This window comes from Kribbella italica, assembly GCF_014205135.1.
Classification (GTDB): Bacteria; Actinomycetota; Actinomycetes; order Propionibacteriales; family Kribbellaceae; genus Kribbella; species Kribbella italica.
Window position 1 is genome coordinate 8,123,436 of the sequence record NZ_JACHMY010000001.1, and the last position, 25,198, is coordinate 8,148,633.

General features: G+C 70.2%; 23 protein-coding genes. 19 read left to right on the forward strand and 4 right to left on the reverse strand.

The features are described from left to right. The first annotated feature begins 171 nt into the window (after window positions 1-171). From HDA39_RS38130 to HDA39_RS38160, 7 genes are all read left to right on the forward strand, one after another. On the forward strand, window positions 172-1,554 hold the full coding sequence (locus HDA39_RS38130; RefSeq protein WP_184803669.1) for an MFS transporter: 1,383 nt from the start codon (window positions 172-174) through the stop codon (window positions 1,552-1,554). Next, window positions 1,551-3,644 carry a molybdopterin-dependent oxidoreductase gene (locus tag HDA39_RS38135; RefSeq protein ID WP_184803671.1) on the forward strand — a complete coding sequence of 698 codons (2,094 nt, stop codon included), beginning with the start codon at window positions 1,551-1,553 and terminating at the stop codon, window positions 3,642-3,644. The genes HDA39_RS38130 and HDA39_RS38135 overlap by 4 nt, the downstream gene beginning before the upstream one ends. Further along, complete coding sequence (gene nirB, locus HDA39_RS38140; protein ID WP_184803673.1) at window positions 3,641-7,570, forward strand: nitrite reductase large subunit NirB; 3,930 nt, start codon at window positions 3,641-3,643, stop codon at window positions 7,568-7,570. Before HDA39_RS38135 ends, nirB begins: the two co-directional genes overlap by 4 nt. Continuing rightward, window positions 7,567-7,986 carry a nitrite reductase small subunit NirD gene (gene nirD / locus HDA39_RS38145; protein WP_184803675.1) on the forward strand — a complete coding sequence of 140 codons (420 nt, stop codon included), beginning with the start codon at window positions 7,567-7,569 and terminating at the stop codon, window positions 7,984-7,986. The genes nirB and nirD overlap by 4 nt, the downstream gene beginning before the upstream one ends. After that, entirely contained in the window at window positions 7,976-9,103 is a 1,128-nt protein-coding gene (locus HDA39_RS38150; RefSeq protein WP_337926063.1) for a uroporphyrinogen-III synthase, read from the forward strand. Before nirD ends, HDA39_RS38150 begins: the two co-directional genes overlap by 11 nt. Window positions 9,104-9,212: 109 nt before the next feature. Further along, window positions 9,213-9,983 carry a sirohydrochlorin chelatase gene (locus tag HDA39_RS38155; protein WP_184803677.1) on the forward strand — a complete coding sequence of 257 codons (771 nt, stop codon included), beginning with the start codon at window positions 9,213-9,215 and terminating at the stop codon, window positions 9,981-9,983. Between the two features lie 21 nt (window positions 9,984-10,004). Continuing rightward, window positions 10,005-10,703, forward strand: a complete 699-nt coding sequence (locus HDA39_RS38160; protein ID WP_184803678.1) for a DUF6891 domain-containing protein — start codon at window positions 10,005-10,007, stop codon at window positions 10,701-10,703. A gap of 17 nt (window positions 10,704-10,720) precedes the next feature. Here the strand turns inward: HDA39_RS38160 and HDA39_RS43980 are convergent, their stop codons facing one another. Then, window positions 10,721-11,557, reverse strand: coding sequence for a nitroreductase/quinone reductase family protein (locus HDA39_RS43980; RefSeq protein WP_184803680.1), 837 nt, complete (start codon window positions 11,555-11,557; stop codon window positions 10,721-10,723). A gap of 64 nt (window positions 11,558-11,621) precedes the next feature. Here HDA39_RS43980 and HDA39_RS38170 point away from each other — a divergent pair, with 64 nt between their 5' ends. The 3 genes from HDA39_RS38170 to HDA39_RS38180 all read left to right on the forward strand — a co-directional run bounded on the left by HDA39_RS38170 (window position 11,622) and on the right by HDA39_RS38180 (window position 12,929). Beyond that, a complete protein-coding gene (locus HDA39_RS38170) occupies window positions 11,622-12,053 on the forward strand; it encodes a MarR family winged helix-turn-helix transcriptional regulator (RefSeq protein WP_184803682.1) in 432 nt (143 codons plus the stop codon). Continuing rightward, window positions 12,043-12,381, forward strand: coding sequence for an HAD family hydrolase (locus HDA39_RS38175; protein ID WP_238356259.1), 339 nt, complete (start codon window positions 12,043-12,045; stop codon window positions 12,379-12,381). Before HDA39_RS38170 ends, HDA39_RS38175 begins: the two co-directional genes overlap by 11 nt. A gap of 149 nt (window positions 12,382-12,530) precedes the next feature. After that, window positions 12,531-12,929, forward strand: a complete 399-nt coding sequence (locus HDA39_RS38180; RefSeq protein ID WP_184803683.1) for a hypothetical protein — start codon at window positions 12,531-12,533, stop codon at window positions 12,927-12,929. Here HDA39_RS38180 and HDA39_RS38185 read toward each other — a convergent pair whose 3' ends face one another. Further along, window positions 12,930-13,322: a MerR family transcriptional regulator gene (locus HDA39_RS38185; protein WP_184803685.1), complete on the reverse strand. Its 393-nt coding sequence runs from the start codon at window positions 13,320-13,322 to the stop codon at window positions 12,930-12,932. A 70-nt stretch (window positions 13,323-13,392) separates the two neighbouring features. Between HDA39_RS38185 and HDA39_RS38190 the strand changes: the two genes are divergently transcribed. Together HDA39_RS38190 and HDA39_RS38195 are read left to right on the forward strand one after the other, a co-directional pair. Further along, window positions 13,393-14,559, forward strand: a complete 1,167-nt coding sequence (locus HDA39_RS38190; RefSeq protein ID WP_184803687.1) for an acyl-CoA dehydrogenase family protein — start codon at window positions 13,393-13,395, stop codon at window positions 14,557-14,559. A gap of 12 nt (window positions 14,560-14,571) precedes the next feature. Then, window positions 14,572-16,101, forward strand: a complete 1,530-nt coding sequence (locus tag HDA39_RS38195; protein WP_184803689.1) for an acyl-CoA carboxylase subunit beta — start codon at window positions 14,572-14,574, stop codon at window positions 16,099-16,101. Here HDA39_RS38195 and HDA39_RS38200 read toward each other — a convergent pair. Continuing rightward, window positions 16,098-16,985 (reverse strand): aminoglycoside phosphotransferase/choline kinase family protein, encoded by an 888-nt coding sequence (locus HDA39_RS38200; RefSeq protein WP_184803691.1) that lies wholly within the window; start codon window positions 16,983-16,985, stop codon window positions 16,098-16,100. The two genes, HDA39_RS38195 and HDA39_RS38200, sit on opposite strands and share 4 nt — an antisense overlap. 56 nt (window positions 16,986-17,041) lie before the next feature. Between HDA39_RS38200 and HDA39_RS38205 the strand changes: the two genes are divergently transcribed. Together HDA39_RS38205 and HDA39_RS38210 are read left to right on the forward strand one after the other, a co-directional pair. Continuing rightward, the gene (locus HDA39_RS38205; RefSeq protein WP_184803693.1) at window positions 17,042-17,740 is read left to right on the forward strand and encodes a maleylpyruvate isomerase N-terminal domain-containing protein; all 699 of its coding nucleotides are present in this window, start codon (window positions 17,042-17,044) and stop codon (window positions 17,738-17,740) included. A 30-nt stretch (window positions 17,741-17,770) separates the two neighbouring features. Next, on the forward strand, window positions 17,771-18,529 hold the full coding sequence (locus HDA39_RS38210; RefSeq protein ID WP_184803695.1) for an aldolase/citrate lyase family protein: 759 nt from the start codon (window positions 17,771-17,773) through the stop codon (window positions 18,527-18,529). On the opposite strand, the gene HDA39_RS38215 is transcribed toward HDA39_RS38210, so the two are convergent. Beyond that, window positions 18,526-19,602, reverse strand: a complete 1,077-nt coding sequence (locus tag HDA39_RS38215) for a CobW family GTP-binding protein (protein ID WP_184803697.1) — start codon at window positions 19,600-19,602, stop codon at window positions 18,526-18,528. The two genes, HDA39_RS38210 and HDA39_RS38215, sit on opposite strands and share 4 nt — an antisense overlap. A gap of 210 nt (window positions 19,603-19,812) precedes the next feature. Here HDA39_RS38215 and HDA39_RS38220 point away from each other — a divergent pair, with 210 nt between their 5' ends. From HDA39_RS38220 to HDA39_RS38240, 5 genes are all read left to right on the forward strand, one after another. Continuing rightward, window positions 19,813-20,709 (forward strand): XRE family transcriptional regulator, encoded by an 897-nt coding sequence (locus HDA39_RS38220; RefSeq protein ID WP_337926064.1) that lies wholly within the window; start codon window positions 19,813-19,815, stop codon window positions 20,707-20,709. A 110-nt stretch (window positions 20,710-20,819) separates the two neighbouring features. Next, the gene (locus HDA39_RS38225) at window positions 20,820-22,556 is read left to right on the forward strand and encodes a proprotein convertase P-domain-containing protein (protein ID WP_202893247.1); all 1,737 of its coding nucleotides are present in this window, start codon (window positions 20,820-20,822) and stop codon (window positions 22,554-22,556) included. A 103-nt stretch (window positions 22,557-22,659) separates the two neighbouring features. Then, on the forward strand, window positions 22,660-23,871 hold the full coding sequence (locus tag HDA39_RS38230) for a GNAT family N-acetyltransferase (protein ID WP_184803699.1): 1,212 nt from the start codon (window positions 22,660-22,662) through the stop codon (window positions 23,869-23,871). Between the two features lie 20 nt (window positions 23,872-23,891). Beyond that, window positions 23,892-24,602, forward strand: a complete 711-nt coding sequence (locus HDA39_RS38235; RefSeq protein WP_184803701.1) for a DUF4129 domain-containing protein — start codon at window positions 23,892-23,894, stop codon at window positions 24,600-24,602. Further along, window positions 24,599-25,192 carry a hypothetical protein gene (locus HDA39_RS38240; RefSeq protein WP_184803703.1) on the forward strand — a complete coding sequence of 198 codons (594 nt, stop codon included), beginning with the start codon at window positions 24,599-24,601 and terminating at the stop codon, window positions 25,190-25,192. Before HDA39_RS38235 ends, HDA39_RS38240 begins: the two co-directional genes overlap by 4 nt. Window positions 25,193-25,198 lie beyond the last annotated feature (6 nt).

Genomic DNA, 25,198 nt, shown 5'->3' on the forward strand with positions numbered 1-25,198 from the left:
GCCAGCTGTCTGACCGGCACAGTACCCAGCGGTGGGGCTGACATCTCTCACCACCCGCCGGGCAGTGTGCGGAGGCCGTTTCGGCGGCGTAACAACGAGATGACCGCTCGGAAACACCCCGGTCATAGCGTCCTGGCCTAATCAGTGAGGTCGGATGATCGGAGACGAACGATGACGCTCGAGGCACGACCGGACACGGTCACCCTGCGCGAACGCGCCGGCGCGGTCGGTACCGTCGAGGCGCCGCGGCGCGGGCGCTGGATCGACGTCTGGGACCCCGAGGACGCCGCGTTCTGGGCCGGGAAGGGACGCCGGGTGGCCCGGCGCAACCTGTGGCCGTCGATCTTCGCCGAGTTCCTGGGCTTCTCGGTCTGGCAGCTGTGGAGCATCGTCGTGGTGTCGCTGCCGGCCGCCGGGTTCGGCTACAGCACCGACCAGATGTTCTGGCTGGTCGCGCTGCCGAGCCTGGTCGGAGCGACGCTGCGCCTGCCGTACACGTTCGCCGTCCCGAAGTTCGGCGGCCGGAACTGGACGATCGTGTCCGCGCTCCTGCTGCTGATCCCGACCTGCGGCCTGGCGTACTTCGTGAGCCGGCCGGACACGCCGTTCTGGGTGCTGGCGCTGGTCGCGGCGACCGCGGGTGCCGGTGGCGGCAACTTCGCCAGCTCGATGACCAACATCTCCTTCTTCTTCCCCGAGCGGGACAAGGGGTTCGCGCTCGGTCTGAACGCCGCCGGCGGCAACCTCGGAGTCGCGGTCGTGCAGCTCGTCGTACCGGCGGTGATCGTGATCGGCGCCGGGCTCTCGCTGGAGCGGGCCGGGCTGATCTGGCTGCCGCTGATCGGGCTGGCCGCGGTGCTGGCCTGGAAGACGATGGACAACCTGTCCGCCGCGACCTCGTCGTTCCGGGCCTCGATCACCGCGGCGAAGCGGCCGCACACCTGGGTGATCTCGTTCCTCTACATCGGGACGTTCGGCTCGTTCATCGGGTTCTCGGCGGCCTTCCCGCTGCTGATCAAGACCACCTTCCCGGACATCGCCGGGGTGCAGCTCGCGTTCCTCGGCGCGCTGGTCGGCTCGGTGTCACGGCCGTTCGGCGGCAAGCTCGCCGACCTGGTCGGCGGTGCCTGGGTGACGGTCTGCGCGTTCGTGGTGATGGGCGTCGGCATCCTGTCCGCGATCGTCTCGCTGAACGCGGGCAGCTTCGCCGGGTTCCTGATCAGCTTCCTGGTGCTGTTCGTGGCCAGCGGCGCGGGCAACGGTTCGACGTACCGGATGATTCCGGCGGTGTTCCGCTCGACGACCCGCGACCTGGACGGCGGCGTCGACCTGGTCCGGGCCCGGCGCGAGGCGGCGGCGTGCATCGGGATCGCCTCGGCGATCGGCGCGTACGGCGGGTTCCTGGTACCGCGAGGCTTCGCGATGTCGAGCGGCGCGTACGGATCGCTGGTGCCGGCGCTGTACTGCTTCTGCGGGTTCTACGTCGTCTGCCTGGTCGTCACGTACTTCTGCTACCTGCGCAGGAGTGGCCCACTCAGCGGGGTGCGCGTGTGACGGCCACCCACTGCCCGTACTGCGCGCTGCAGTGCGCGATGACTTTGACACCGACGCTGACGCCGACGCCGGTGACGGTGACGGTGACGCCGCGGGAGTTCCCGACCAACCGCGGCGGGCTGTGCCGGAAGGGCTGGACGTCGGCGGCGGTGCTGACTGCGCCGGACCGGTTGACGGCTCCGCTGGTGCGGGACGCGGACGGCGTGCTGGTGGAGACGACCTGGGACCACGCACTCGACGTGGTCGCCGAGCGGATCAAGGCGTTGCAGGCGTCGTACGGCGACGACTCCGTGGCCGTGTTCGGCGGTGGTGGGCTGACCAACGAGAAGGCCTACGCGCTGGGCAAGTTCGCCCGGGTGGCCTTGCGGACGGCGAACGTGGACTACAACGGGCGGTTCTGCATGTCGTCGGCGGCCGCGGCGGTCAACCGCTCGCTCGGGGTCGATCGGGGGCTGCCGTTTCCGTTGACGGACCTCGGGGGTGCCGGGGCGATCCTGCTGGTGGGGAGCAATCTGGCCGACACGATGCCGCCGGCCGTCGCGCATCTGGCGGCAGCGCGCGACGCGGGTGGGCTTCTGGTCGTCGACCCGCGTCGTTCGGCCACTGCGCAGCTCGGGCTCCACCTGCAGGCGACGCCGGGGAGCGACTTGGCGCTGGTGCTGGCGCTGACTCATGTGGTGTTGCAGGAGGGGCTGGCGGACACGTCTTACCTGGCTGCTCGGACCTCAGGGGCGGAGGCGCTGTACCGGTCGACGGCGGCGTGGTGGCCCGAGCGGGCTGAGCGGGTGACCGGCGTACCGGCTGGACTGATCCGGCAGGCTGCGCGGGTGCTGGCGGCTGCTGCGCCGGTGCATGGGGGTGCTGGGGCTTTCGTGCTGACTGGGCGCGGGGCCGAGCAGCACAGCAAGGGGACGGACACGGTCACGGCCTGCATCAACCTGGCACTGGCGCTAGGGCTGCCTGGACGGGTTGGTAGTGGCTACGGGTCCATCACCGGGCAGGGCAACGGGCAGGGTGGGCGGGAGCACGGGCAGAAGGCGGACCAGCTGCCGGGGTACCGGAGCATTGCTGATCCTGCTGCTCGGGCCCACGTGGCTGGAGTGTGGGGTGTTGACCCCTCGTCGTTGCCGGGGCCTGGCAAGAGTGCTGTTGAGCTGGTCAACGCACTGGGGACGGATGGTGGGCCGCGGGCGCTGCTGGTGCATGGGAGCAACCTGCTGGTGTCCGCTCCACGGCTGGCGTCGGTGCGGGAGCGGCTGGCTTCGCTGGATCTGCTGGTGGTTGCGGACGTCGTACCGTCCGAGACGGCGCTGCTGGCGGACGTGGTGTTCCCGGTGACGCAGTGGGCCGAGGAGGACGGCACGATGACGTCGCTGGAGGGCCGGGTACTGCGGCGGCGTGCTGCGGTGGCGCCGCCTGGTACTGCGCGGAGTGATCTGGCGGTGTTCGCTGGGCTGGCTGCGCGGTTGGGGTGCTCGGCTTCGTTCCCTGTGTCGCCTGAGGAGGTGTTCGAGGAGCTGCGGCGGGCGAGTGCTGGTGGGGTGGCGGACTACTCGGGGATCTCGTGGGAGCGGCTGGATGCCGGGGAGGTGTTGTACTGGCCGGTGCCGGCTTCCGGTCATCCGGGGACGCCGCGGTTGTTCGCCGATTCTTTCGGTACGCCTTCTGGTCTGGCTCGGATCGTTGCCGTCGAGCATCAGGCGGTTGCTGATGATCTGCGGGCGGACGCGCCGCTGTACCTGGTGACCGGGCGGTTGCTCGAGCACTACCAGAGTGGTGCGCAGACGCGGCGGGTGCCGGAGTTGCTCGAGGCGGAGCCGGAGGTGTTCGCGGAGATCCATCCGCGGGTGGCGGCTTCGCTCGGGGTTGCCGACGGTGGGCTGATCCGGCTCCGCACTGCGCGTGGCTCTCTGGTGTGCCCGGCGCGGGTGACGCTCGACGTGCGGCCGGACACGATCTTCGTTCCGTTCCACTTCCTTGGTGTCAACGAGCTGACGAACGACGCGCTCGACCCGGTCTCGAAGATGCCGGAGTTCAAGGCGTGCGCGGTCGAGGCGACGGCTGTCGGACGGGCCGAGGTGCCGGCATGAAGGTCGTGATCGTCGGCGCGGGGATGGCCGCGACCCGGCTGGCGGAGCTGCTGGGGTCACACGAGGTCACGGTGCTGGGCGACGAGCCGTACTACCAGCGGCATCGGTTGACGGAGTACGTCGCTGGGCGGGCTTCGGAACCTCTGGTGGAGGGAGAGTTTCGGGCTGCCGTGAGCGTCGACCGTGGTCGTCGGGTTGTCGTGGACAGCGTTGGGGTCGAGCACGCCTACGACCACCTGGTGTTCGCGACCGGGGCCGCGCCCGTCGGTGGGAACACGTTGCGGACGGTGGGTGATGCTCGGCGGTTGGTCGAGGCCGCGGTGGGGGCTCGGCGGGTCGTCGTGCTGGGTGGTGGAGTGCTGGGCGTCGAGACGGCGTGTGCCCTGCGGGAGCGGGGGCTGGCGGTGACGCTGGTGCACGACGGAGAGACGTTGCTCGACAAGCGGGTGCGGGCGACGGCCGGGCGGCAGATCACGCGGATGGTTCGGCGGCTGGGGATCGAGGCGATCCTGCAGGCCCGAGTGCAGGTGACTGAGACGCAAGACGGGCGGTTCCGGGCTCTGGAGCTCGCGAGCGGGCAGACGGTTTTCGGTGACCTGTTGGTGAGTGCCTGTGGGGTTCGGCCGCGGGTCGAGTTGGCCGAGGCGGCTGGGCTTGCGGTGGCGGGCGGGATCGTTGTCGACGCGTCGCTGACGACGGCGGATCCCCGGGTGCATGCGATCGGGGACTGCGCCGAGGTCGACGGTGTGGTGAGCGGGACGGTCGGTGCGGCGTGGGATCAGGCCGAGGTGCTGGCTGACGTGCTGAACGAGCGGCCGGTGCGCGAGTTGGCGCCGGAGGTGCTGCGGCTGACGGCCGGTGGGCTGGATGTGATGGTCCTCGGCGATCGCGAGGCCGACGGGCACGTCGTACGGCTGGCTGATGGTGAGCGGTATGTGCGAGCCGTGCTGGTCGACGGCGTCGTACGGGCTGCCGTGGCGGTGAACGCGCCGGAGGTCGCGGCCGAGTTGGTCCTGCTGGCGGACCGGCGTACGGCGGTCGTGCCGGAGATGTTGCTGGAGGCAACAGAGGCGCCGCGGCAGGCGAAGCCCGTCTGCCGGTGCAACGGGGTGACGCGGGCCGTGATCGAGGCGGCGTGGAAGGCCGGTGCCGACAGTGTCGACGGCATCGCGGCACGGACCAGAGCGACCACCGGGTGCGGCAGTTGCACCGGTTCGGTGGGTGAGCTTCTCGAGCGGCTTCGGCGTGGTGAGGCCGATCCCGTCCCGACCAGGAGGGCAACGATGACAGAGCTCGGCAAGGCGAAACACCTGGTGGTCGTCGGCGGCGGCATGGTCGCGCACCGGCTGGTCGAGGCGCTGCGCTCGCGCGACACGAGCGTCGAGTGGCGGGTCACGGTGCTCGCCGAGGAGCCGCGGCTGCCGTACGACCGGGTCGCGCTGACCAGCTACTTCTCCGGCCGCGACCCGCACGACCTCAGTCTCGGCGAGCCCGAGCTCTGGGACGATCCGGCGGTCACCCTGCGCAAGGGCGTGGTGGTTGCGTCGCTGGATGTCGGGGGAAAGACGGTCCGGACGACGCGGGACGAGGTGATCGCGTACGACGAGCTGGTGCTGGCGACGGGGTCGAGCGCGTTTGTGCCGCCGGTGAAGAACAGTGATGCGCAAGGGTGCTTCGTGTATCGGACGATCGACGATGTCGCCGCGCTGCGGACGTACGTGGAGCGCCTGCGGACGGAGCGTGAACCGCGGGGAGAGACGCCGCTCCGGCTGGGACTTGGTGGCCAGGCGGCCCGCGAGACTCGGCCGGTCCACGGGGTCGTGGTCGGCGGTGGTTTGCTCGGGCTCGAAGCAGCGGGCGCCTTGCGAGCGCTTGGTGCTGTCACCGAAGTGGTGGAGTTTGCGCCGCGGTTGATGCCTTTGCAGGTGGACGAGGGTGGCGGTAGTGCGCTGGCTCGGCTGATTCGCGGGCTTGATGTCGGGGTCCGTACGTCGACGCAGACGACGCGGGTCAAGCTCACCTCGCAGGGGTCGGCGCGGGCGATGGCTGTTGCCGAGGGCCCTGATCTGCCGGCTGATGTGGTGGTGTTTGCGACCGGCGTACGGCCGCGGGACGAGCTGGCTCGGGCAGCGGGGCTGGCTGTTGGTGAGCGTGGTGGTGTGGTGGTCGACGACTCGTGCCGTACGTCGGTGCCGGGGGTCTGGGCGATCGGCGAGGTGGCCTGCATCGAGGGGCGCGTCTGGGGTCTGGTCGCGCCGGGCTACGCGATGGCCGAGATCGTCGCCGACCGGTTGCTCGGTGGTGCGGCGACCTTCCCAGGTGCGGACTCGTCGACCAAGTTGAAGCTGCTCGGCGTCGACGTGGCGAGCTTCGGAGACGCGTTCGGGGCGACCGAGGGCGCGCTCGACATCGTGTACGCCGACCCGGTCGCGGGCGTGTACAAGAAGCTCGTGCTGTCCGACGACGCGCGGACGCTGCTCGGCGGGATCCTGGTCGGCGACGCGTCGGCGTACGCGGCACTGCGTCCGATGGTCGGCCGCGAACTCGGGGGCGACCCGGCGTCGTACCTGCTGCCCGAGGGCGCGCAGCCGGTCAAGCTGGAGCTGCCGGACGACGCGCCGGTCTGCTCGTGCAACAACGTTGCTGCAGGCACCATTCGGTGCGCCGTCCGGGACGAGGGGTGCGGTGATCTGAAGTCGCTGTGCTCTCGCACTCGCGCGGGGACCAGCTGTGGCTCGTGCCTGCCGATCGTGAAGAACCTGCTGAACACCGAGCTGGCCGCGGCCGGTGTCGAGGTCAGCAAGGCGCTCTGCGAGCACTTCGCGCTGTCGCGGGCCGAGCTGTTCGACGTCGTCCGGGTGACCGGGCTGCGGACGTTCAGCGAGATCGTCGAACGGCACGGAACCGGGCGCGGCTGCGACATCTGCAAGCCGGTGGTCGCGTCGATCCTGGCCAGCCTCGATCCGGGCGGGCACGTGCTCGAGGGCGAACGCGCGACGCTGCAGGACACCAACGACCACGTGATGGCCAACATCCAGAAGGACGGCACGTACTCGGTCGTCCCGCGGATCCCCGGCGGCGAGGTGACGCCGGAGGGACTGATCGCGATCGGCGAGGTCGCACGCGACTTCGGGCTGTACACGAAGATCACCGGCGGGCAGCGGGTCGACCTGTTCGGCGCGCGGATCGAGCAGCTGCCGGCGATCTGGGCGCGGCTCGTGGACGCCGGGTTCGAGTCCGGGCACGCGTACGGCAAGGCGTTGCGGACCGTGAAGTCGTGCGTGGGCTCGACGTGGTGCCGGTACGGCGTACAGGACTCGGTCGGGATGGCGATCGCGCTGGAGCTGCGGTACCGCGGGCTGCGGTCGCCGCACAAGCTCAAGCTCGGCGTCTCCGGGTGCGCGCGCGAGTGCGCGGAGGCCCGCGGCAAGGACGTCGGGGTGATCGCGACCGAGTCCGGCTGGAACCTGTACGTCGGCGGCAACGGCGGGATGACGCCGCGGCACGCGCAGCTGCTCGCGTCCGACCTGACCGACGACCAGTTGCTGCGGGCCATCGACCGGTTCCTGATGTACTACATCCGCACCGGCGACCGGTTGCAGCGCACGGCCGTCTGGATCAACGAGATCGACGGCGGGCTGGAGCACGTGTGCGACGTCGTACTGAACGACAGCCTGGGGATCGGTGCCGATCTCGACGCGGCGATGGACGCGCACGTGGACTCGTACGTCGACGAGTGGCGGGCGACGCTGGACGACCCGGCGAAGCTGGCGCGGTTCGTGTCGTTCGTGAACGCGCCGGACCAGCCGGACGCCGATCTGCGGTACGTGGTGGAACGCAGTCAGCCCCGGCCGGCGACGCCGTCCGAACGGGGAGAACTCGAGCCGGTGCTGCTGGCCGGCCCGCGATTGGAGGTACGCCGATGACCGTTCCGACGACCACCGCCGCCGTGGCGGTGTGCGCCTACGAGGACCTGCTGCCCGAGCGCGGCGTCGCCGCCCTGGTCGGCGACCGGCAGGTCGCGCTGTTCCGGACCTACGCCGGCGACGTGTACGCGCTGGCCAACACCGACCCGTTCAGCGGGGCGAACGTGCTGTCGCGGGGGATCGTCGGGAGCCGGGGCGAGGTGCCGACGGTCGCGTCGCCGATGTTCAAGCAGGTCTTCGATCTGCGGACCGGGGTGTGTCTGGACGATCCGGCGGTCGCTGTTGCGGCGTACGCGGTGGAGGTCGTGGACGGGCAGGTGCTGGTGGGCTTGGGGGCGGCTGGGGTGGGAGTGCCCGGTGAGCCTCAGCCGGCTTTGCTGGGGGATGCTGTCCGTGGTGGTCTCGGTGAAGGCTAAGCCGGGGCCGCTCAGTGGCTGCACGATCGCGGTCACGGCGCACCGGCGGGCCGACGACCTGATCGCGTCGTTCGAGCGGCGCGGTGCGAAGGTCCTGCACGCGCCGACGCTGCAGATCGTGCCCGCGCCGGACGACCACGCCCTGATCGAGGCGACCCGGCGGGTGATCGCGAACCCGCCCGACGACGTGGTGGTGACCACCGCGGTCGGCTTCCGAGGGTGGGTCGAGGCGGCCGACACCGCCGGGCTGGCGGCGGACCTGCTCGGCACGCTGGAACAGTCGCGGCTGCTGGCGCGCGGGCCGAAGGCGCGTGGGGCGATCCGGGCCGCTGGGTTGGTCGAACACTGGTCGGCCCGCTCGGAGACCACCGCCGAGGTCGTCGAGTGGCTGCGCGACCAGGGGGTCGTCGGCCGCAAGATCGTCGTACAGCTGCACGGTCTGTCGGACCCCGGCCTGCAGGACACCTTGCGGCAGGCCGGCGCGTCGGTGCGCGGGCTGGAGGTGTACCGCTGGGGCCCGGCGCCGGACCCGGCGGTCGTCGAGCGAGTCCTCGGCCAGATCATCGGCGGAGCGGTCGACGCCGTGGTCCACACCTCGGCGCCGGCCGCTCAGGCCTTGCTGGATGCGGCCGCGCTGCATGCCCAGTACGACGCTCTGGTTGCCGTACTCCGTACCGGTCGAGTCCTCAACGCCTGCGTCGGCCCGGTCACCGCGGGGCCGTTCGTTGCCCTGGGCCTCGATCCGCTGGTCCCCGACCGGTACCGCCTGGGCGCGCTGATCCGCAGCGTCACCGACCGCCTCACCGACGACAACGCCCGCTCCATCGAAACCACCTTCGGCCAACTCGTCATCCGAGGCGGGGCCGCCGTACTGGACGGCGTGGTCCTCCCGCTCGGCCCTGGTCCCCGGGCGGTCCTCTCCGCCTTGGTCGACGCGGGCGGAGATGTCGTCTCCCGCCCGGAGCTGCTCGCCGTCCTCCCCGGCGCCGAGGACGTCCATGCGGTGGAGGTCACCGTCAACCGTTTGCGCACGGCTGTGGGCCGGCCTGAGCTCGTCCGGACTGTTGTACGACGTGGTTATCGGTTGGCAGTGGAACCTGCGGCGGTCCCGACGTGATCGGGCCGCATGGCACTGGCCAGTCGGTTCGTGGCTGCTCGTTGTCGCCTGCTCTGAACCGCTTCGGCGCCGACCCTAGGCCCCAAGTACCGACCCTCGGAGGCTGCCGATGACCGACCTCATCGCCGCCGCACACGGCACCGCGGACCCGCGCGGCATCCGGGTGATCCATGCGCTGACCCGCGAGATCGCGCGCCAGCGCCCGGGGCTTCCGGTCTCCCTCGGCTTCGTCGACGTCGACAGGCCGGCGCTCCCGTCGCTGGTCGACCGGGTGGTTGCCGACAGCAACCAGACGGTGATCGTCCCGCTGCTTCTCAGCTCCGGCTACCACGTCAGCACCGACGTGCAGGCCGAAGCCCACCGCCGTCCGCACCAGGTCAGCGCGGCGGGTCCGCTGGGACCGCACCCAGTCCTCGCCCAAATCCTCGCCGACCGGCTGATCGAGGGTCTGGCTGGTGGCGGCGACCGTACGACCGGCAGCGTCGCCGACGCACTGGGCGACGGGCGACGCCGCTTCGCCGATCGGCTTCGTGGGGTCGACAGCGTCGTGTTGGCGGCGGCGGGATCCTCCGACCATCGGGCTCTGCTTGCCTGCTCCAGGGTTGCTGCGGAGTTGGCGGCGGTGGTCGATCGACCGGTTGAGGTCGGCTGTGTCTCGGGCGCCGGGGAGCGGTTGGGCGCCGTACTGGCTCGGACGTCCGGGCGGGTTGCTGTTGCCACTTACCTGCTCGCGCCTGGCTTCTTTGCTGACCGGGTCGCCGGTCTTGCCGCACAGGCGGGTGCCGTCGCCACCCAGCCGCTCGGCGCCGACCCGCGCCTGGCCGCTTTGGCTCTTCACCGGTACGACGAGGCGCTCCGGACTGCAGCGCTGACTGTCTGACCGAGGGCCTACTGTTTGCCCGTGGGGATCTTCGACAAGTTCAAGCGCCGCCCGAACGCCACGGACGACCAGCGAGCAGCCGCCGCTGCGGAACCGGAACCGGCGCCGGTCGCCGTACCGCCGCCGGCTGAGGCACCTTCTGATGCTGCTCAGCAGGTTGCTGATCTGCGGGAGCAGGTCGAGCTTTGGGTTCGGCCGGGGTTCTTGAGTCGGGCCGACGTGCTGGAGTATGCGCGCGACTTTCGGGATGACGACGAGGTGCCGCTGGACGACGAGCAGTTGACGCTGCTGGTGGAGGACGTGTGGCAGGCTCGGCTTGCTGAGCAGGGTTCGTGGCCGGCGTACACGGATGCCGATCGGGTGGCGGCGGCGTTTGCTGAGCTGGAGGCGAACGGTGTGGTGGCCCGGATGAACTTCACATGTTGCCAGAACTGCGGTGTGTCGGAGATCGACGACGAGCGGCCGGCGGATCGGCCGTCGAGTGGGTACGTGTTCTTTCACCAGCAGGATGCGGAGCGGTTGGCTGAGGAGCCGGCGCAGCTCTATCTGGCGTACGGGACGCTCGACCCGGAGCAGGGGCGGGTCGCTGAGCAGGACCAGGCGGTGGGTGAGCGGATCCGGGCTGCGTTGCTCGCGCAGGATCTGCCGGTGGAGTGGGACGGTTCTTCGGCTCAGCGGATCTCAGTGGGTCCCATCAGCTGGCGTCGTCGGTTGACCTGAGGTCGCGCGGCCGTGGTCTACGCGCTGGACGAGACCGGCATCGGCGCGTCCGGGCGATAGGCGAGTTCGATCTCCTCGCGGAGGTAGTGGGACTCGAGGGCCTCGGTCAGGGTGTGGAGCTGGGCGCGGAGGGTTTCGGTGGGGGCCGCGCCGAGGTTCTGGGCGGTGGCGATCAAGGCGGTGTTGAGGGCCGCGACGGCCTCGTGGTCCGCGCGGAGCTGGTCGATCGCGGGCTCGAGGTGCGGGAAGTCGGCGGCGAGGGTGGGGAAGACGCCGTTCTCGTGGGTGTGGTGGGCGTGCAGGGCGCTGCAGAAGGTGAGGCAGTTGCGCTGGAGGTCGTCGAGGTTCTCCGGTAGTTCGAGGCCGCCGTCGACGGCGGCGCGGAGGGTCGCGAGTTGCCGGCGGAGGCCGTTGTGGATCTCGCGGAGTTGGAGGGCCGCGGCGTCCAGGCGGGTCGGGACGAGGGCGACGACCTGGATGCGGCGCGACGTGCCGTCCTGATAGGCCTGGAACGCGGGGTTGCGGCGCGCCTGCTCGGCGTACAGGCGGTCGCGTTCGGAGCCGGTGAGTTCGGTGGCGGTGGCTTCGCAGCGGGCGGTGCCGAGTTCGACGGTGACGGTCGGGTGGGCGCGCAGGTTGTGCAGCCAGGCGGGCGCGGACGGGCTGCCGGCGTTGGTGGCGAACACGATCAGGCGGCCGGCGTCAGCGGCGTACACGGCAGGAGTGGTGTGCGGCCGCCCCGAGCGGGCGCCGGTGGTGGTCAGCAGGATCAGCGGCGCGCCCTCGAACGGGCCGCCCACTCGCCCTCGGTTGGCGCGGAACTCATCGATGACCGGGCGGTTGAAGTCGCTCACGGAGATACCCTCACGGTGGCAGGAGTGTTAGCTTTGCAAGCAAAATAGTTTTGAGGACAAAGGTATGTCAAGCGTCGACGAGAGTATTCGGACGTTGTTGCTGCTGATGCCGCGGCTGGTCGGCCGGGCGAAGCGGATGAAGATCCCCGACGAGCTCGCGGGGATGAATCTGGCGCCACGGCACCTGTCGCTGTTCGCGTACCTGCTGTTCGACGGCCCGCTGGGCGTCAACGACCTGGCCGAACGCCTGGAGGTCACACCGGCGACGGTCAGCCTGATGGTCGGCGACCTGACCCGCCAGGGCATCCTCGAACGCCGCGAACACCCCGACGACCGCCGCCGCGCGATCGTCACCCTCGCCGACACCCACCGCGCCGCCATCGACAACTGGCTCGCCCGCAGCGCCCACGCCTGGCGCCAGGCCCTCGAGCCCCTCACCGACGACCAGCGCCGGCTCTTCGTCCAGACCTTGAGGACCTATGAGGATGCGATCTGAGCCCGAGATCCGCCACGTGCTGCTGGACGCCGACGGCGTCCTGCAGGACCTGCCCGGAGGGTGGTACGCGGCGATGGAGCCGTACGTCGGGGAGCGCGCCCGCGAGTTCCTGCACCGGACGTGGATCGACGAGCTGCCGATGCTCGCCGGGCGCGGCGACTACGGCGTTCACCTGGCGACGAATCAGGAGTGCTACCGGGGTGCTCACATGCGGACGGTGCTCGGGTACGACGACCTGTTCGACGTGAGCTGCTACTCCTACGACCTCGGCGTCGCCAAGCCCGACCCGGAGTTCTTCGCCAAGCACGGCGTCGAAGTCGCCATCTGAGTGCCCCGTTGCCTGGATAGCGTCGGGGTGTGAAGTACTGCTGCGACTACGCGTATTCGTGTCCGGAGCGTGATGCGGTCGCGTGCTACGCCCACGGTGGGAGCGACCCGTGCTGCGGGGACGAACTGGCGCATGAGTGCTTGGAGGACATGTACGGCGGTGAAGACGGGCTGATGTTCGGCGACGGGTTCGCCTGCCGTCGGTGCGGAAACTACGAGCTGACCGGTCTGGAGCACGAGCCCGCGAAGGAGCCTGGGTTCCCGCGAAAGTATCCGCCGGGTTGGTCGCCCGAGGACGCGAAGGACGGCCCGGTGGTGTTCCTGGTCGAGGCTGTGTTCGACATCGCGGCCCGGGATGGCGTGCTGGTGTCGGGGCGGCTGTTCGGTGGGGTCCTCACTCCGCAGGCGACCCTGCTCACCTACAACGACAGGCCGGTACGAGTGCTCGCGGTTGAGTTCGTCAGCGAGTACGCCGGCGATCGGGTGACTCTGCTGGTCGAGCGTGCGGCGGAGTCACGCATCGTGCCGGGGATGTATCTGCAGACCTGATCAGGCGCTGCGGAGCTTGTCGAGGTCGGCCTGGCAGCGGCGGGCTACCTCGGAGAGGTCGTCCAGGGTCTGGTCGAGGTCGCGGCGGCGTTGCTCGAGGTCGGCCCGGCGGATGGCGATCTGCTGCAGGAGGTAGACGAGCTGGCCCTCCTCGCCAGGCTCGGCGTCGTACATGTCGACGATGGTGGCGATCTCGTCGAGCGAGAAGCCGAGGCGCTTGCCGCGCAGGATGAGGGCCAGCCGGACGCGGTCGCGGGGGTGGTAGACGCGGGCCGTGCCGCGGCGTTCGGGGGTGAGTAGCCCACGGTCCTCGTAGAAACGGATCGTGCGCAGCGTGACGTCGTACTCCGACGCCAGCTCGGTGATCGTCCAGGACCCTGACTCGGCACTCACCGGAATATTGTGCACCTACGGCATCGTGCTTTACGTTTACGTAAGCGTCAACCAGCAGTCGGGAGCAGAGATGTCGTTCGAGTTGTCCGAGGAGCACCGCGAGTTCCGCGCCAGCGTGCGCGACTTCGCGCAGGCCGAGATCACGCCGTACGCCGCCGAGTGGGACCGCAAGCACCACTTCCCGGTCGAGACCGTGCAGAAGATGGGCCAGCTCGGCCTGTTCGGGCTGACCGCGCCGGAGCAGTACGGCGGCGCCGGCGGCGATTTCACCAGCCTGTGCGTGGCGATCGAGGAGATCTCCCGCGCCGACCAGTCGATGGGCATCACGCTCGAGGCCGCGGTCGGGCTCGGGATCAACCCGATCCTGACCTACGGCACCGACGAGCAGAAGCAGACCTGGCTGCCGGACCTGGTCGCCGGGCGCACGCTGGCCGGGTTCGGGCTGACCGAGCCGGAGTCGGGCTCGGACGCCGGCGCGACCAAGACCCGCGCGGTGCTGGACGGCGACGAGTGGGTGATCGACGGGTCGAAGCAGTTCATCACCAACTCCGGCTCGGCGATCACGTCGCTGGTCACGGTCACCGCGCGGACCGGCGACCGTCCCGACGGGCGGCCGGAGATCTCCACGCTCATCGTCCCGACCGGTACGCCGGGGTTCGTCGCCGAGGCGCAGTACGACAAGCTCGGCTGGCACGCCTCCGACACCCACCCGCTGTCGTTCGCGGGCTGCCGGGTGCCGCGGGAGAACCTGCTCGGCGAGCGCGGGCGCGGGTTCGCGCAGTTCCTGGCGACGCTGGACGACGGCCGGGTCGCGATCGGCGCGGTCGCGCTGGGCTGCATCAAGGCCTGCCTGGAGATGTCGGTCCAGTACGCCGGGGAGCGCAAGACGTTCGGCGTACCGATCGGGCAGAAGCAGGGCGTGGCGTTCCAGATCTCCGACCTGAAGGTGATGGCGGACGCGGCGGAGCTGCTCGTTTATCGCGCGGCTGCGCTCAAGGACGCCGGAGCGCCGTACCAGGAGTTCAAGCAGGCGGCGGCGGTCGCGAAGCTGTACTCGAGCGAGGCGGCGGTGACCGCGACGCGGATCGCGACGCAGGTGTTCGGTGGGTACGGCTTCATGGAGGAGTACCCGGTGACGCGGTTCTACCGCGACGCCAAGATCCTGGAGATCGGCGAGGGCACGTCGGAGGTGCAGCGGATGCTGATCGCCCGCGGCCTTGGTCTCCCGGTCGAGTGACAGGATGACCGCATGAGCAGGGATCACTGGACCGAGGTCAAGGTCGCGCGTGAGGCGACGCTGGCTCCGCCCGAGAAGGCTGCCGCCAAGCTGGCGAGTCAGAACAAGCTGTACGTGCGCGACCGGATCGCGCTGCTCGTCGACGAGGGCAGCTTCGTCGAGGACGCGCAGCTGGCGAACGCGCTCAACCCGGGCCTGCCCGCGGACGGCGTGGTCACCGGGCGGGCGCTCGTCGACGGCCGGCCGGCGCTGCTGGTCGCGAACGACCCGACTGTGAAGGCCGGGTCGTGGGGTGCGCGCACGGTCGAGAAGATCGTCCGGATCACCGAGGTCGCGCTGCGCGACGAGCTGCCGATCTTCTGGCTGATCGACTCCGCGGGGGCCCGGATCACCGACCAGGTCGACCTGTTCCCGGGCCGGCGCGGCGCGGGCCGGATCTTCCACAACCAGGTCGCGCTGTCCGGCAAGGTGCCGCAGATCTGCTGCCTGTTCGGGCCGTCGGCGGCCGGTGGCGCGTACATCCCGGCGTTCTGCGACCTGGTGATCATGGTCGACGGCAACGCCTCGATGTACCTCGGCTCACCGCGGATGGCCGAGATGGTCGTCGGCGAGAAGGTGACGCTCGAGGAGATGGGCGGCGCCCGGATGCACACGTCGGTCTCCGGCTGCGGCGATCTGCTCGCGAGCGACGACGCCGAGGCGATCGAGCTGGCCAAGCAGTACTTTTCCTACCTGCCCGGTTCGTGGCAGGTCCGGCCGCCGTCGTACGACGCCTCGGCGCCGGGCCGCGACTTCACCCGCGACCTGGTGCCGGCCGAGGAGTCGGTCGGGTTCGACATTCACGACGTGATCGACGCGCTGCTCGACGCCGACACGTTCTTCGAGCTCAAGCCGGCGTACGCGCCGGAGCTCGTGACCGGGTTCGGGCTGCTCGCCGGGCAGGTGGTCGGGATCGTCGCGAACCAGCCGGCGGTCAAGGGTGGCGTGCTGTTCGTCGACTCCGCCGACAAGGCGGCCCGGTTCATCTGGCTGTGCGACGCGTTCAACGTGCCGCTGGTGTACCTGTGCGACGTGCCGGGGTTCATGATCGGGTCCGAGGTCGAGCGGGCCGGGATCATCCGGCACGGCGCGAAGATGATCACCGCGGTGTCCGAGGCGACCGTGCCGACGGTGTCGGTGATCGTCCGGAAGGCCTACGGGGCAGGGCTGTACGCGATGTGCGGGCCGGGGTTCTCGCCGGACGCGTGCATCGCGCTGCCGACGGCGAAGATCGCGGTGATGGGGCCGGAGGCGGCGATCAACGCCGTGTACTACAACAAGATCCAGGAGATCGCCGAGGAGACCGAGCGGGTCGAGTACGTCGCGAAGCTGCGCGAGGAGTACGAGACCGACATCGACATCCTGCGGCTGGCCGCGGACCTGGTGATCGACGCGATCGTCGAGCCGGAGAACCTGCGCGAGGAACTGATCGCGCGGCTGGCGGCGGCGCAGACCAAGGACCGGCACTTCAGCACGAAGCGGCACGGGGTGCCGCCGGTCTAGAGCGTGGGCAGTTGCTCCGTGAGGTAGGCCTGCAGGCCGTCGCGCCAGCTCCTGGCCTTGGAGCTGCGGTTGGGGTCGTCGCCGGCGATCCAGTCGTCGAGCCAGCCTTCGGCCAGCCAGCCGATCGCGCCGGTGAGGCGGTGCAGCGCGGTGGTCGCCGGGCGAGGTCCGTACGCCGAGTAGAAGGCCGGCGGGACTTCGGCGCCGAGCAGATAGACGTGCTCCTCGAGGGCGGCGATCTCGATGCCGGGGTCGCCGACCTGGGGTGAGTCCCAGTCGATCAGCAGTGTGCGGTCGGGGCCGACGATCACGTTGGCGGGGTAGACGTCGCGGTGGAGCAGGGCTGTCGGGGTTGCGCGGAGCTGGTCGGCGTACTGGTCGATGGTTGCGTGGAGCCGCGGCAGGTGGTCGGAGACGAGGTCGAGAGCGGCTTCGTCGAGGAGCTTGTGCTGGGTGCGGACCGGGTCGGTGAAGTGCAGGTCGAAGGTGCCGTTGCCGAAGGCGCCGGTCAGGGCTTTGGGGAAGCGGACGGCGTGGAGTTGGCGGAACGTCGTACCGACTGAGTGCCAGGTGGTGTCGGTCATCCGGTTGTGGTCGATAAGGGTGAGGAGCATCTCGCCGGGGGCGAACGCGTGGAGGGTCGCGTCGTTGGTTGCGGCCAGCAGGGCGGGGGTTGGGATGTTGTGGGCTCTGAGGAACTCGGTGAGTTGGTCGAGCGGTGGGGTTCCTGCGCGGTGGCGGAGGACCACCTCTTGGCCGTCGTCCAGTACGGCGTGCAGGATCTCGTGGTCGAAGCCGTGGCCGGTGAGGGGAGTGGCGGTGGTGACCGGCGGCAGGCCGGCGTCGGCGACGAGTTGGTGGAGGAGGGCCTCGGTACCGGGCATGGCCGGAATTGTGCCGGAGGTTGGTTTGGGGGTGTAGCGGTTTTACGCTCGGAGGTATGAGGGCTCCTGAGCGTGGGGCGTTGCCGTTGTGGCCGGCTACGACGTTGGGGCGGGCGTACGGCCGGGTGACCGAGGTCGTCCAAGGGCTGACCGACGAGGACTTCGCGCGGCCGACGCGGTGCCCGGGGATGGCGGTCGGGCCGCTGCTCGTGCATCTGCTGTACGACGCGGAGCGGGCGCTCGCGGCGTTCGCGACGCCGTCGGTGGACGAGCCGGACCGGGACTTCGTGTCGTACTGGAAGGACTTTCCGCCGGGCGCCGACGGGGAGACGACGTTCGTACGGGTGGTTGCCTCGGCGTACGAACGGCCCTCGGTCGGACTGGTCGGGCACTGGCGGGAGCTGTCCGAGGCGGCGGTGCGGGCGGCGGCGTTCGGGCTGGTGGAGAAGGGGAAGCGGGTCGCGACGCAGGGGCATGTGCTGGCGGCCAAGGATTTCGTGGCGACGCTGATTCTCGAGGCGACGGTGCATCATCTGGACCTGATCGCCGACCTGCCGGATGCGCCGGAGCCGGATCCGGAGGCGCTGCAGGTGACCGCGCGGACGCTGGACGGGCTGTTCGGGCCGGACGCGTGGGACGTGATCGGGTGGGACACCACGACGTACGTGCTGAAGGCAACGGGCCGGGAGCCGCTGGATGCGGCTGATCGGGAGATGCTGGGCGCGCACGTGGAGCGGTTGCCGCTGATCGGGTAGGGGCTGGGTTGTTTCGGGTAGAACAGTCGGGTGACCAACTTTGCTGCTCGTCTTCGTGCCCGGGAACAACTGGTCGGCTACTGGGTGGTGCTCGACGCGCCGCCGTCCACCGAACGGATTGCGCGGGTGGGGTACGACTACGTGGTGCTGGACGGTCAGCACGGGCTGCTGAGCACGCGGGGGATTCTCGACGGGTTGATGGCGATCGACGCGGCCGGCGGCGCGACGGTTGGGCTGGTGCGGGTGGAGGCGAACAACGCGACGCCGATCGGGCGGGCGCTCGACGCGGGGGCGGCCGGGGTGATCGTTCCGCTGGTGGACAGCGGTGAGGACGCGGCGTACGCCGTACGGGCGGCCAAGTACCCGCCGAGTGGGATCCGTTCCTACGGGCCGACGCGCGCCGGGCTGCGGATCGGGCCGGTGCCGGCCGAGTCGGACGCGGCGACCGTCGTACTGGCGATGATCGAGACCGCGTCCGGGCTGGCGAACGTCGAGGCGATCTGCGCGACTCCGGGGCTGGACGGGATCTATGTCGGGCCGTCGGATCTGTGCTTGGCGATCGGCGGCAAGTTCCCCGGTGATCCGGACGTGGCCGACGAGTTCGAGGCCGCGATCCGGCACATCGCCGAGGTCGCCGCCGCGGCGGGCGTTGCCGCCGGCATCCACAACCCGGACGGGGCGTCGGCGAAGGCTCGGCTTGCGCAGGGGTATACGTATGCGACGGTGTCTTCGGACATCGACCACCTGCAGGGCGTCGCTGCCGAGCATCTCGCCACGGTGAAGGGCTAGGGGAGGACCCCGGCGAAGGGGTCTTCCAGGGACTGCCAGTCGAGGGTGGCCAGTTCGGACTCGGTGAGGAGGCAGGCGTCGAGGACTGACTGGAGGCGGGCGGGGTCGAGGCCTACGCCGGTGGCTACGACTGTGCATTCGGCCAGGTGGTTGGTGTCGGACCACTCGCCGAGGGTGCCCAGGGAGGCGCTGTAGCCGGCGGATTCCCAGCGGACTCGTTGGGTGGGGCGGTTGGCGAGCCAGACGACGCCTCGGCTGCGCACCACGCCGTTGACGATGTCTTCGAGGGCGTCGTTGAGGCGGGCCGGGTGGAGTGGGCGGGTGGAGCGCCACAGCACGGTGGTGACGCCGTCGCCGCTGGGTTGGAGGCGATCGCTCTCGGCGAGGTCGCCGGCCCAGGCCTCGGCGGCGGCGAAATCGAACCAGCCCGTCCGAGCCACCGGCGCGGCCGGTACGCCGGCGGGGTCGGCGGCTACGACTGTCGTCCGCGGGTTGAGGTGGAGCAGGAGGTTCTGCAGGCGTTCGGGCGCCTGGCTGCGATGCGCGTTCGCGAGGACGCAGATGTCGGCGTACTCGATCTGCCGTGCGGTCAGCTCGGCCACGTTCCGCCGGTCGGGCGGGCCGAGGGCGAGGCCGCGTTCGTCGAGGAGCTCGTCGCCGGAGAGTTGTTCGACGAGCAGTACGGCGTCGACGACGCACGTCACGGTGTCGACCTCGATCTCCGGCATCGTCGCGACGAGCGCACTGGCGAGCGGCCGCGCCTCCATCGCGGGCGGGGTCGCGAGCACCAGGTGTTGCCAGTGGCCGCGCGCGACGAGCGTCTCCAGGAGCGGGAGCAGTGACTCGATCAGCTGGCAGGCGCCGCAGTCGTCGTCGACGGTGAACTCACCCGCGTCGAGCCGGCCGCCGGCGTCGACGACCTGCCAGGTCAGGACGCCGCGGCTGCGCAGCTCGTCCTGGTCGACCACGATCGCGACGGTGGTCGCGTCGATCACGGCATCGAGGACTGGCCCGCGGAGGGTCGTCGAGAGCCCTACGAGCAAGGACAACGGGGTCTTCCGGTGGGCGGCCATGGATCGAGTATATGAAAACGGTTTTCATCAGTCCAGAGGTTGACGGGTCAGACTTTCCCGGAAGGGCGGGAAATTTCCGCGGTACGGCGCGGAATCGTGGTGCCGCCGCCTGTTAACTGTTAATCCGGTCACCCTCCGGTCGAGGTCGGGCCGACGCTTCCCTGCAGCGGTGGCCGCGGGCTAGCCTCCGATGGAGACCTAGGAGGCGCTGTGCCGGATCGGTCGGAGGTGGCGTCGGACGAGTTCGCGACCGTGCTGCGGGCCGCGATTCGCGCACGGGGGCTCGGGCTGGAGCGGATTCGCGATCGGCTCCGCGCGCAGGGCGTGACGGTCAGCCTCGCAACGCTGAGCTACTGGCAGTCCGGCCGCTCGCGGCCCGAGCGACGGGACTCGCTGGTCGCCGTCGCGCTGCTGGAGTCCGTGCTGGAGGTCCCGGCCGGCACGCTGTCGTCCTCACTCGGCCCGCCGCGTCGCCGTGGTCGCTGGCTGAGCACGGTGCCGTCGTCGGAGGTGGCGGCGTACTGGGCCGAGCCCGACCCGGTCGAGGACGCGGTCAGCGAGGTCGACATCCGCTGGGACGAGCGGCTGACCCGCATCAGCCAGCACGACCGCGTGTACGTCGGGGCGGAAGGTGGTGAGCTGGCGTACCACTCACGCCAGGTACTCCGCGCCGAGGCGGACGGCCCGGACCGCTGGGTCGTGATCATGCACCTCGACGAGCACGACCGGCCGCTGCCGGCGATCCGCCCGCTCAGGCACTGCCACCTCGGCCGCGTCGTCTCGCGCCCGGCCGACGGCCTGCTGGTCGCCGAGCTGCTGTTCGACCGCCCGCTTCGCAAGGGCGAAACCGTGATCACCGAGCACGAGCTGGTGAACTCCCCGCCGTACCCGCCGGCCGACAACTACGAGCGCAAGTTCCGGCTGCCGGTGCGTGAGTACGTCCTGGAGATCTCCTTCGAGCACCCGCCGGCTTGGTGCGAGCAGTACTCGCAGCTCGACGACGACGCCGAGCAGGTCCGTGCGGTCGATCCCGGTCCCGCGGTGCACGGCGTAGCCCTCAACTTCGGCCCCGGCCGCTACGGCTTCCGCTGGGGCCCTCAGCTGTGAAGCGTTGAGCCGCAGTTTGTTAAGTGTGAAAGGGATCTGGGCGATGTTCGTCGTTGCCGTTCGCTCCTAGGGTCGGGCCACCCCTCCCGGATGAACAAGGAGCAAACCCCATGAAACGACGCAGGACAGCGGTGATCGGCTCGGCGGCGGTGGTGGGCCTGGTGGCCGGCCTCATCGCGATCGGTGGGCCGGCGAAGGCGGCTCAGCCGTCGCCGGTGGGTCCGCAGGGCGTCAGCCCGCAGCAGGTGTCGGAGCGGTTGCCCAAGGCATCTGATCTGGCGGGACGGTGGATCGCGGACGACGGGAAGCTGCATGTTGCGGTGACCGGCGCGGCTGCCGCTGATCGGGTTCGGCAGGCAGGTGGTTCGCCGGAGCTGGTGGCGCGTAGTCAGCGGCAGCTGGATGATCTGCTCGCCACAGTCGACAAGATCGTGCGGGCCGACCGGCCCGCGGGGTTGCAGAGCTGGGGCATCGATCCGGTGTCCAACAAGGTGGTCGTCAAGGTGCGTGGCGCGTACGGCGCGCTGAACGGGCTCGGCGACGGCGTACAGGTCGTGCAGACCAAGTCCGACTTCCGGCAGCAGGCCGGGGACGTGCACCCGGGTGATCCGTGGTGGCCGGGGTCCGAGACCTACTGCTCGGTGGGCTTTCCGGCGACCGATGCCCAGGGCAACAAGCACTTCCTGACCGCCGGGCACTGCACCAACGACGCCAACCAGGCGGCGTACGGCGCGATCAGCCAGCAGAACAAGCTCGGGACGTCGAACGTCGGTGGGAGCCGCAGCGTCAACGCCCGCGAGGGTGACATGGGTGTCGTCGCGGTGACCGATCCCGGGTGGAACATCTCGCCGGAGGTGAACACGTGGGGCCAGCCCGCGGTCACCGTCACCGGTTCGGCCGAGGCGATCGTCGGGGACACGGTCTGCCACTCGGGCAACACCGCGCCGAAGTTCGAGTGCGGGAAGGTACGTGCGGTCAACCAGTCGATCGACTACGGCAACGTGGTGATCGACGGGCTGACCACCACCGACGGCTGCTCGCAGGGCGGCGACTCCGGCGGTGCCTGGCTGCGCGGCGACAAGGCCGTCGGGCTGCACTCCGGTGGCAACTCCAGCTGCGTGTCGAACGACGACAACTCGATCTTCCAGCCCGTCAACGAGGCGCTGGCCAAGGGGAACCTGACGCTGCTCATCGGCGACGGCGGACCGGGCGACCCGGACGACACCGAGGCGCCGACCGCGCCGGGCAATGTCCGGTCGACCGGTACGACGAGCAACTCGGTGTCACTCGCCTGGGATGCTGCCGGCGACAACGTCGGGGTCACTGGGTACGACGTCTACAACGGCAGCACACTGGCCACCTCTGTCGCCGGCACCTCGGCCACGGTCAGCGGGCTGAGCGCTGACACGGCGTACTCGTTCACCGTTCAGGCGAAGGACGCTGCGGGCAACAAGTCGCCGGCGAGTGCAGCTGTGTCGGCGCGGACGCAGCCCGGGAGCAGTGGGGGCCGGACGTTCAGCAACGGCACCGACTACCCGATCCGCGACTACCAGACCGTCGTAAGCGCAGTCCGCTCGACGGCGACCGGCCGGGCGGCCAGCCCGGTCAAGGTGACCGTCGAGGGCAGCCACACCTGCCTGGAGGACCTCAACATCAGCCTGGTCTCGCCGACCGGCCGCTGGTACTACCTGCAGCGGTACGGCGGCAACACCTGCCACCCGCTGCCTGCGAGCAAGACCTACTCGGTCCCCACCACGGAGAACGCGGTCGGCACCTGGACCCTCCGCATCGGAGACAACGGCCCAGGCGACACCGGCACTCTCACGAACTGGACCATCACCCTCTGACCACCAGCAGGGCTGGGACGTAGTGGGGACACGTCCCGGCCCCCCGTCCACCGCCCCTGAAACCCGGGGGCGGTGGACGGATGGTTCTGGTAGGCAGGGGGCCATGACCAACGTGATCGGGCGGTACGACGGTGAGTGGGGCGAGCTGGTTCGGCTGTTGAACTTGGGGTTTGCTGAGCCTTGGAGTGATGCGCAGCTGGCGGCCGAGCAGAAGATGTGGGACCCGGCGCGGAGCTTCGTGGCTCGGGAGGGCGACGAGTTGACGGGGCACACGGCATCGTTCGGGATGGTGATGACCGTGCCGGGTGGGCAGGTGCCGGTGGCGGGGGTCAGCATGGTGTGTGTCAGTCCGACCCACACTCGCCGCGGGATCTTGAGGGATCTGATGCGGGCCCAGTTGACCGAGCTGCACGAGACCGGCGTCGAGCCGGTCGCCGTGCTGACTGCCAGCGAGCCGGTGATCTACGGGCGCTTCGGCTACGGCCTAGGGTCGGACCATCAGAGCATCACCGTGCCGAAGGCTTCCCGCGCGCTGCGGCCCGTGAAGGGCGTCGAGAACGTCCGGATCCGGTACGCCGATCCGGTCGAGGCTCGGCCGGTCACGACCAAGATCCACAACGACGAGGCGCTCGGCCGGCCCGGGATGTTCCAGTTCGACGAGCGGTGGGAGGACTACGTCGGCGGCGAGAACGTCGTGACCAGTACGAGCGGCGCCTCCCCGCTGCGCTGTGTGCTCGCGTCGGTGGACGGCGACGTGACCGGGTACGCGTCCTTCCGCACCCGCCGTACGACGAAGGGCTTCGTCGACGTGTCCCGGGTCCATGCGCGCGACCTGCCCTCGCATGCGGCGCTCTGGCAGTTCCTGCTGAACCAGGACCTGCTCAGCGAGACGACGTACGAGCAGTTGCCGTCCGACGACCCGCTGCTGGCGCTGCTGGTCGACCCGCGGGCGCCGAAGCCGGTCACCGCGGACGGTCTGTGGGTGCGGCTGGCTGACGTCGGCAAGGCGCTCGCAAGCCGCACGTACGCCGAGGAGATCGACATGGTGCTCGGTGTCACCGACGAGTTCCTGCCGTGGAACGCCGGGCAGTGGCACCTGGCCGGTGGGCCCGGTGGGGCGACCTGTGAGCCGACGGACCGGCCGGCCGACGTACTGGTCGACGTACGGGAGCTGGGCGCGGTGTACCTCGGCAGGCCCTCGCTGGAGCTGCTGGGCGCGGCCGGACTGGTCGAGGAGCGGACCGAAGGGGCACTTGCTGCAACTTCGCGCGCATTCCTCGGAAAGCGCCTCCCCTGGCTCGACACGGGGTTCTGATTCAGAGCTACTCTTCCCGGATGCAGCCGACGCGACGCAGTGTGGTGGCAGTGGCTGCTGCCCTCGTCCTGGGGGTTGCGGCCGTCGTGCTGGTGGTGTTCGCGTCGGCCGGCGGGAGCGTGCAGCCGCTGAGTGAGAGCACGCGGACGGCGGCTCCGCGGACTCCGCCGACGATCAGCGTGACCCAGTCGGTGCCGGAGCAGACTGCTGCTCCGACGCCGTCGCCCAAGGAAGTGAAGCCGATCGAGTTCCCGGACTGGCTCAAGGCGCTGTGGATGGCCTTGGTGTACGCCGCTGGGGTGCTGCTCGTGCTGTTCCTGCTGCGGCTGGTCTACCGGATCTTGCGGAAGGTGGAGCTGCCGCAGGCCGAGGACGGCGACACGGACTGGGAGCGGGTGAAGGTGGACCGGCTTGCCGAGGCGGTGGAGTCCGGTCTGTCGGCGATGGACTCCGGTACGGCGACCGACGCGGTGATCGCGTGCTGGGTCGCCCTGGAGGAGGCCGCTGCTTCGGCGGGGGTCGCGCGGGAGCCGTCGGAGACGCCGGCCGAGTTCACCGTACGGGTGCTCGGCGTGGGCGGGATCTCCGAGCCGGAGCTGCTCCGGCTGGCCCAGCTGTACCGGGAGGCGCGCTACTCGACCCACGGCTCGACCGAAGAGGCCCGTACCCAAGCAAGAGCAGCACTGGTCAACCTGCGGGAAGAGCTGGCTGCTGCGGTGGCGGCGCGATGAGCACGTGGCCCACCGAGGAGACGACTCCCACCAGCCCACCGCCCGCCAAGCGCCGCCCGGTTGATCGGGCCCGGGCGCTGAACAGGGTCCTCCTGGGGCACCTGCTGATCTGTGTCGTTGCCGTGCTGCTGCTGATCGCGGCCTTCGGGATCGCCGGCATGGCGCCCCGGCCGATGTGGTTCGTCGGGCTGGCGCTGGCCGTCGGGTTCGTGTCGGTGGCGGTGCGGCTGGTGTTCCCGCAGATCGTCGAGACCACCTGGCCGTCGCGGTTCGACGAGAAGTGGGCCGAGCTGCGGAGCCGCAGCAACGACAACCGGACGCAGTTCCTGGCCACCTGGGTGCAGGAGTCCTCGCGGCAGCGGCGGGTCGGTGAGGGGTCGATGACCTTCACCCGGCGGATCCGGCCGATGCTGCTGGAGCTGACCACCGACCGGCTGGTGAACCGGCACGGCATCGACCCGCACCTGGAGCCGGACCGCGCCCGCGCGCTGGTCGGCGACCAGGTGTGGACCCTGATCACCGGGACCGAGGCGGCGACGGCGTCGTTCGCCGAGCTCGAGCAGGCTGTCCAGACCATCGAGAAGTTGTGAGGAACT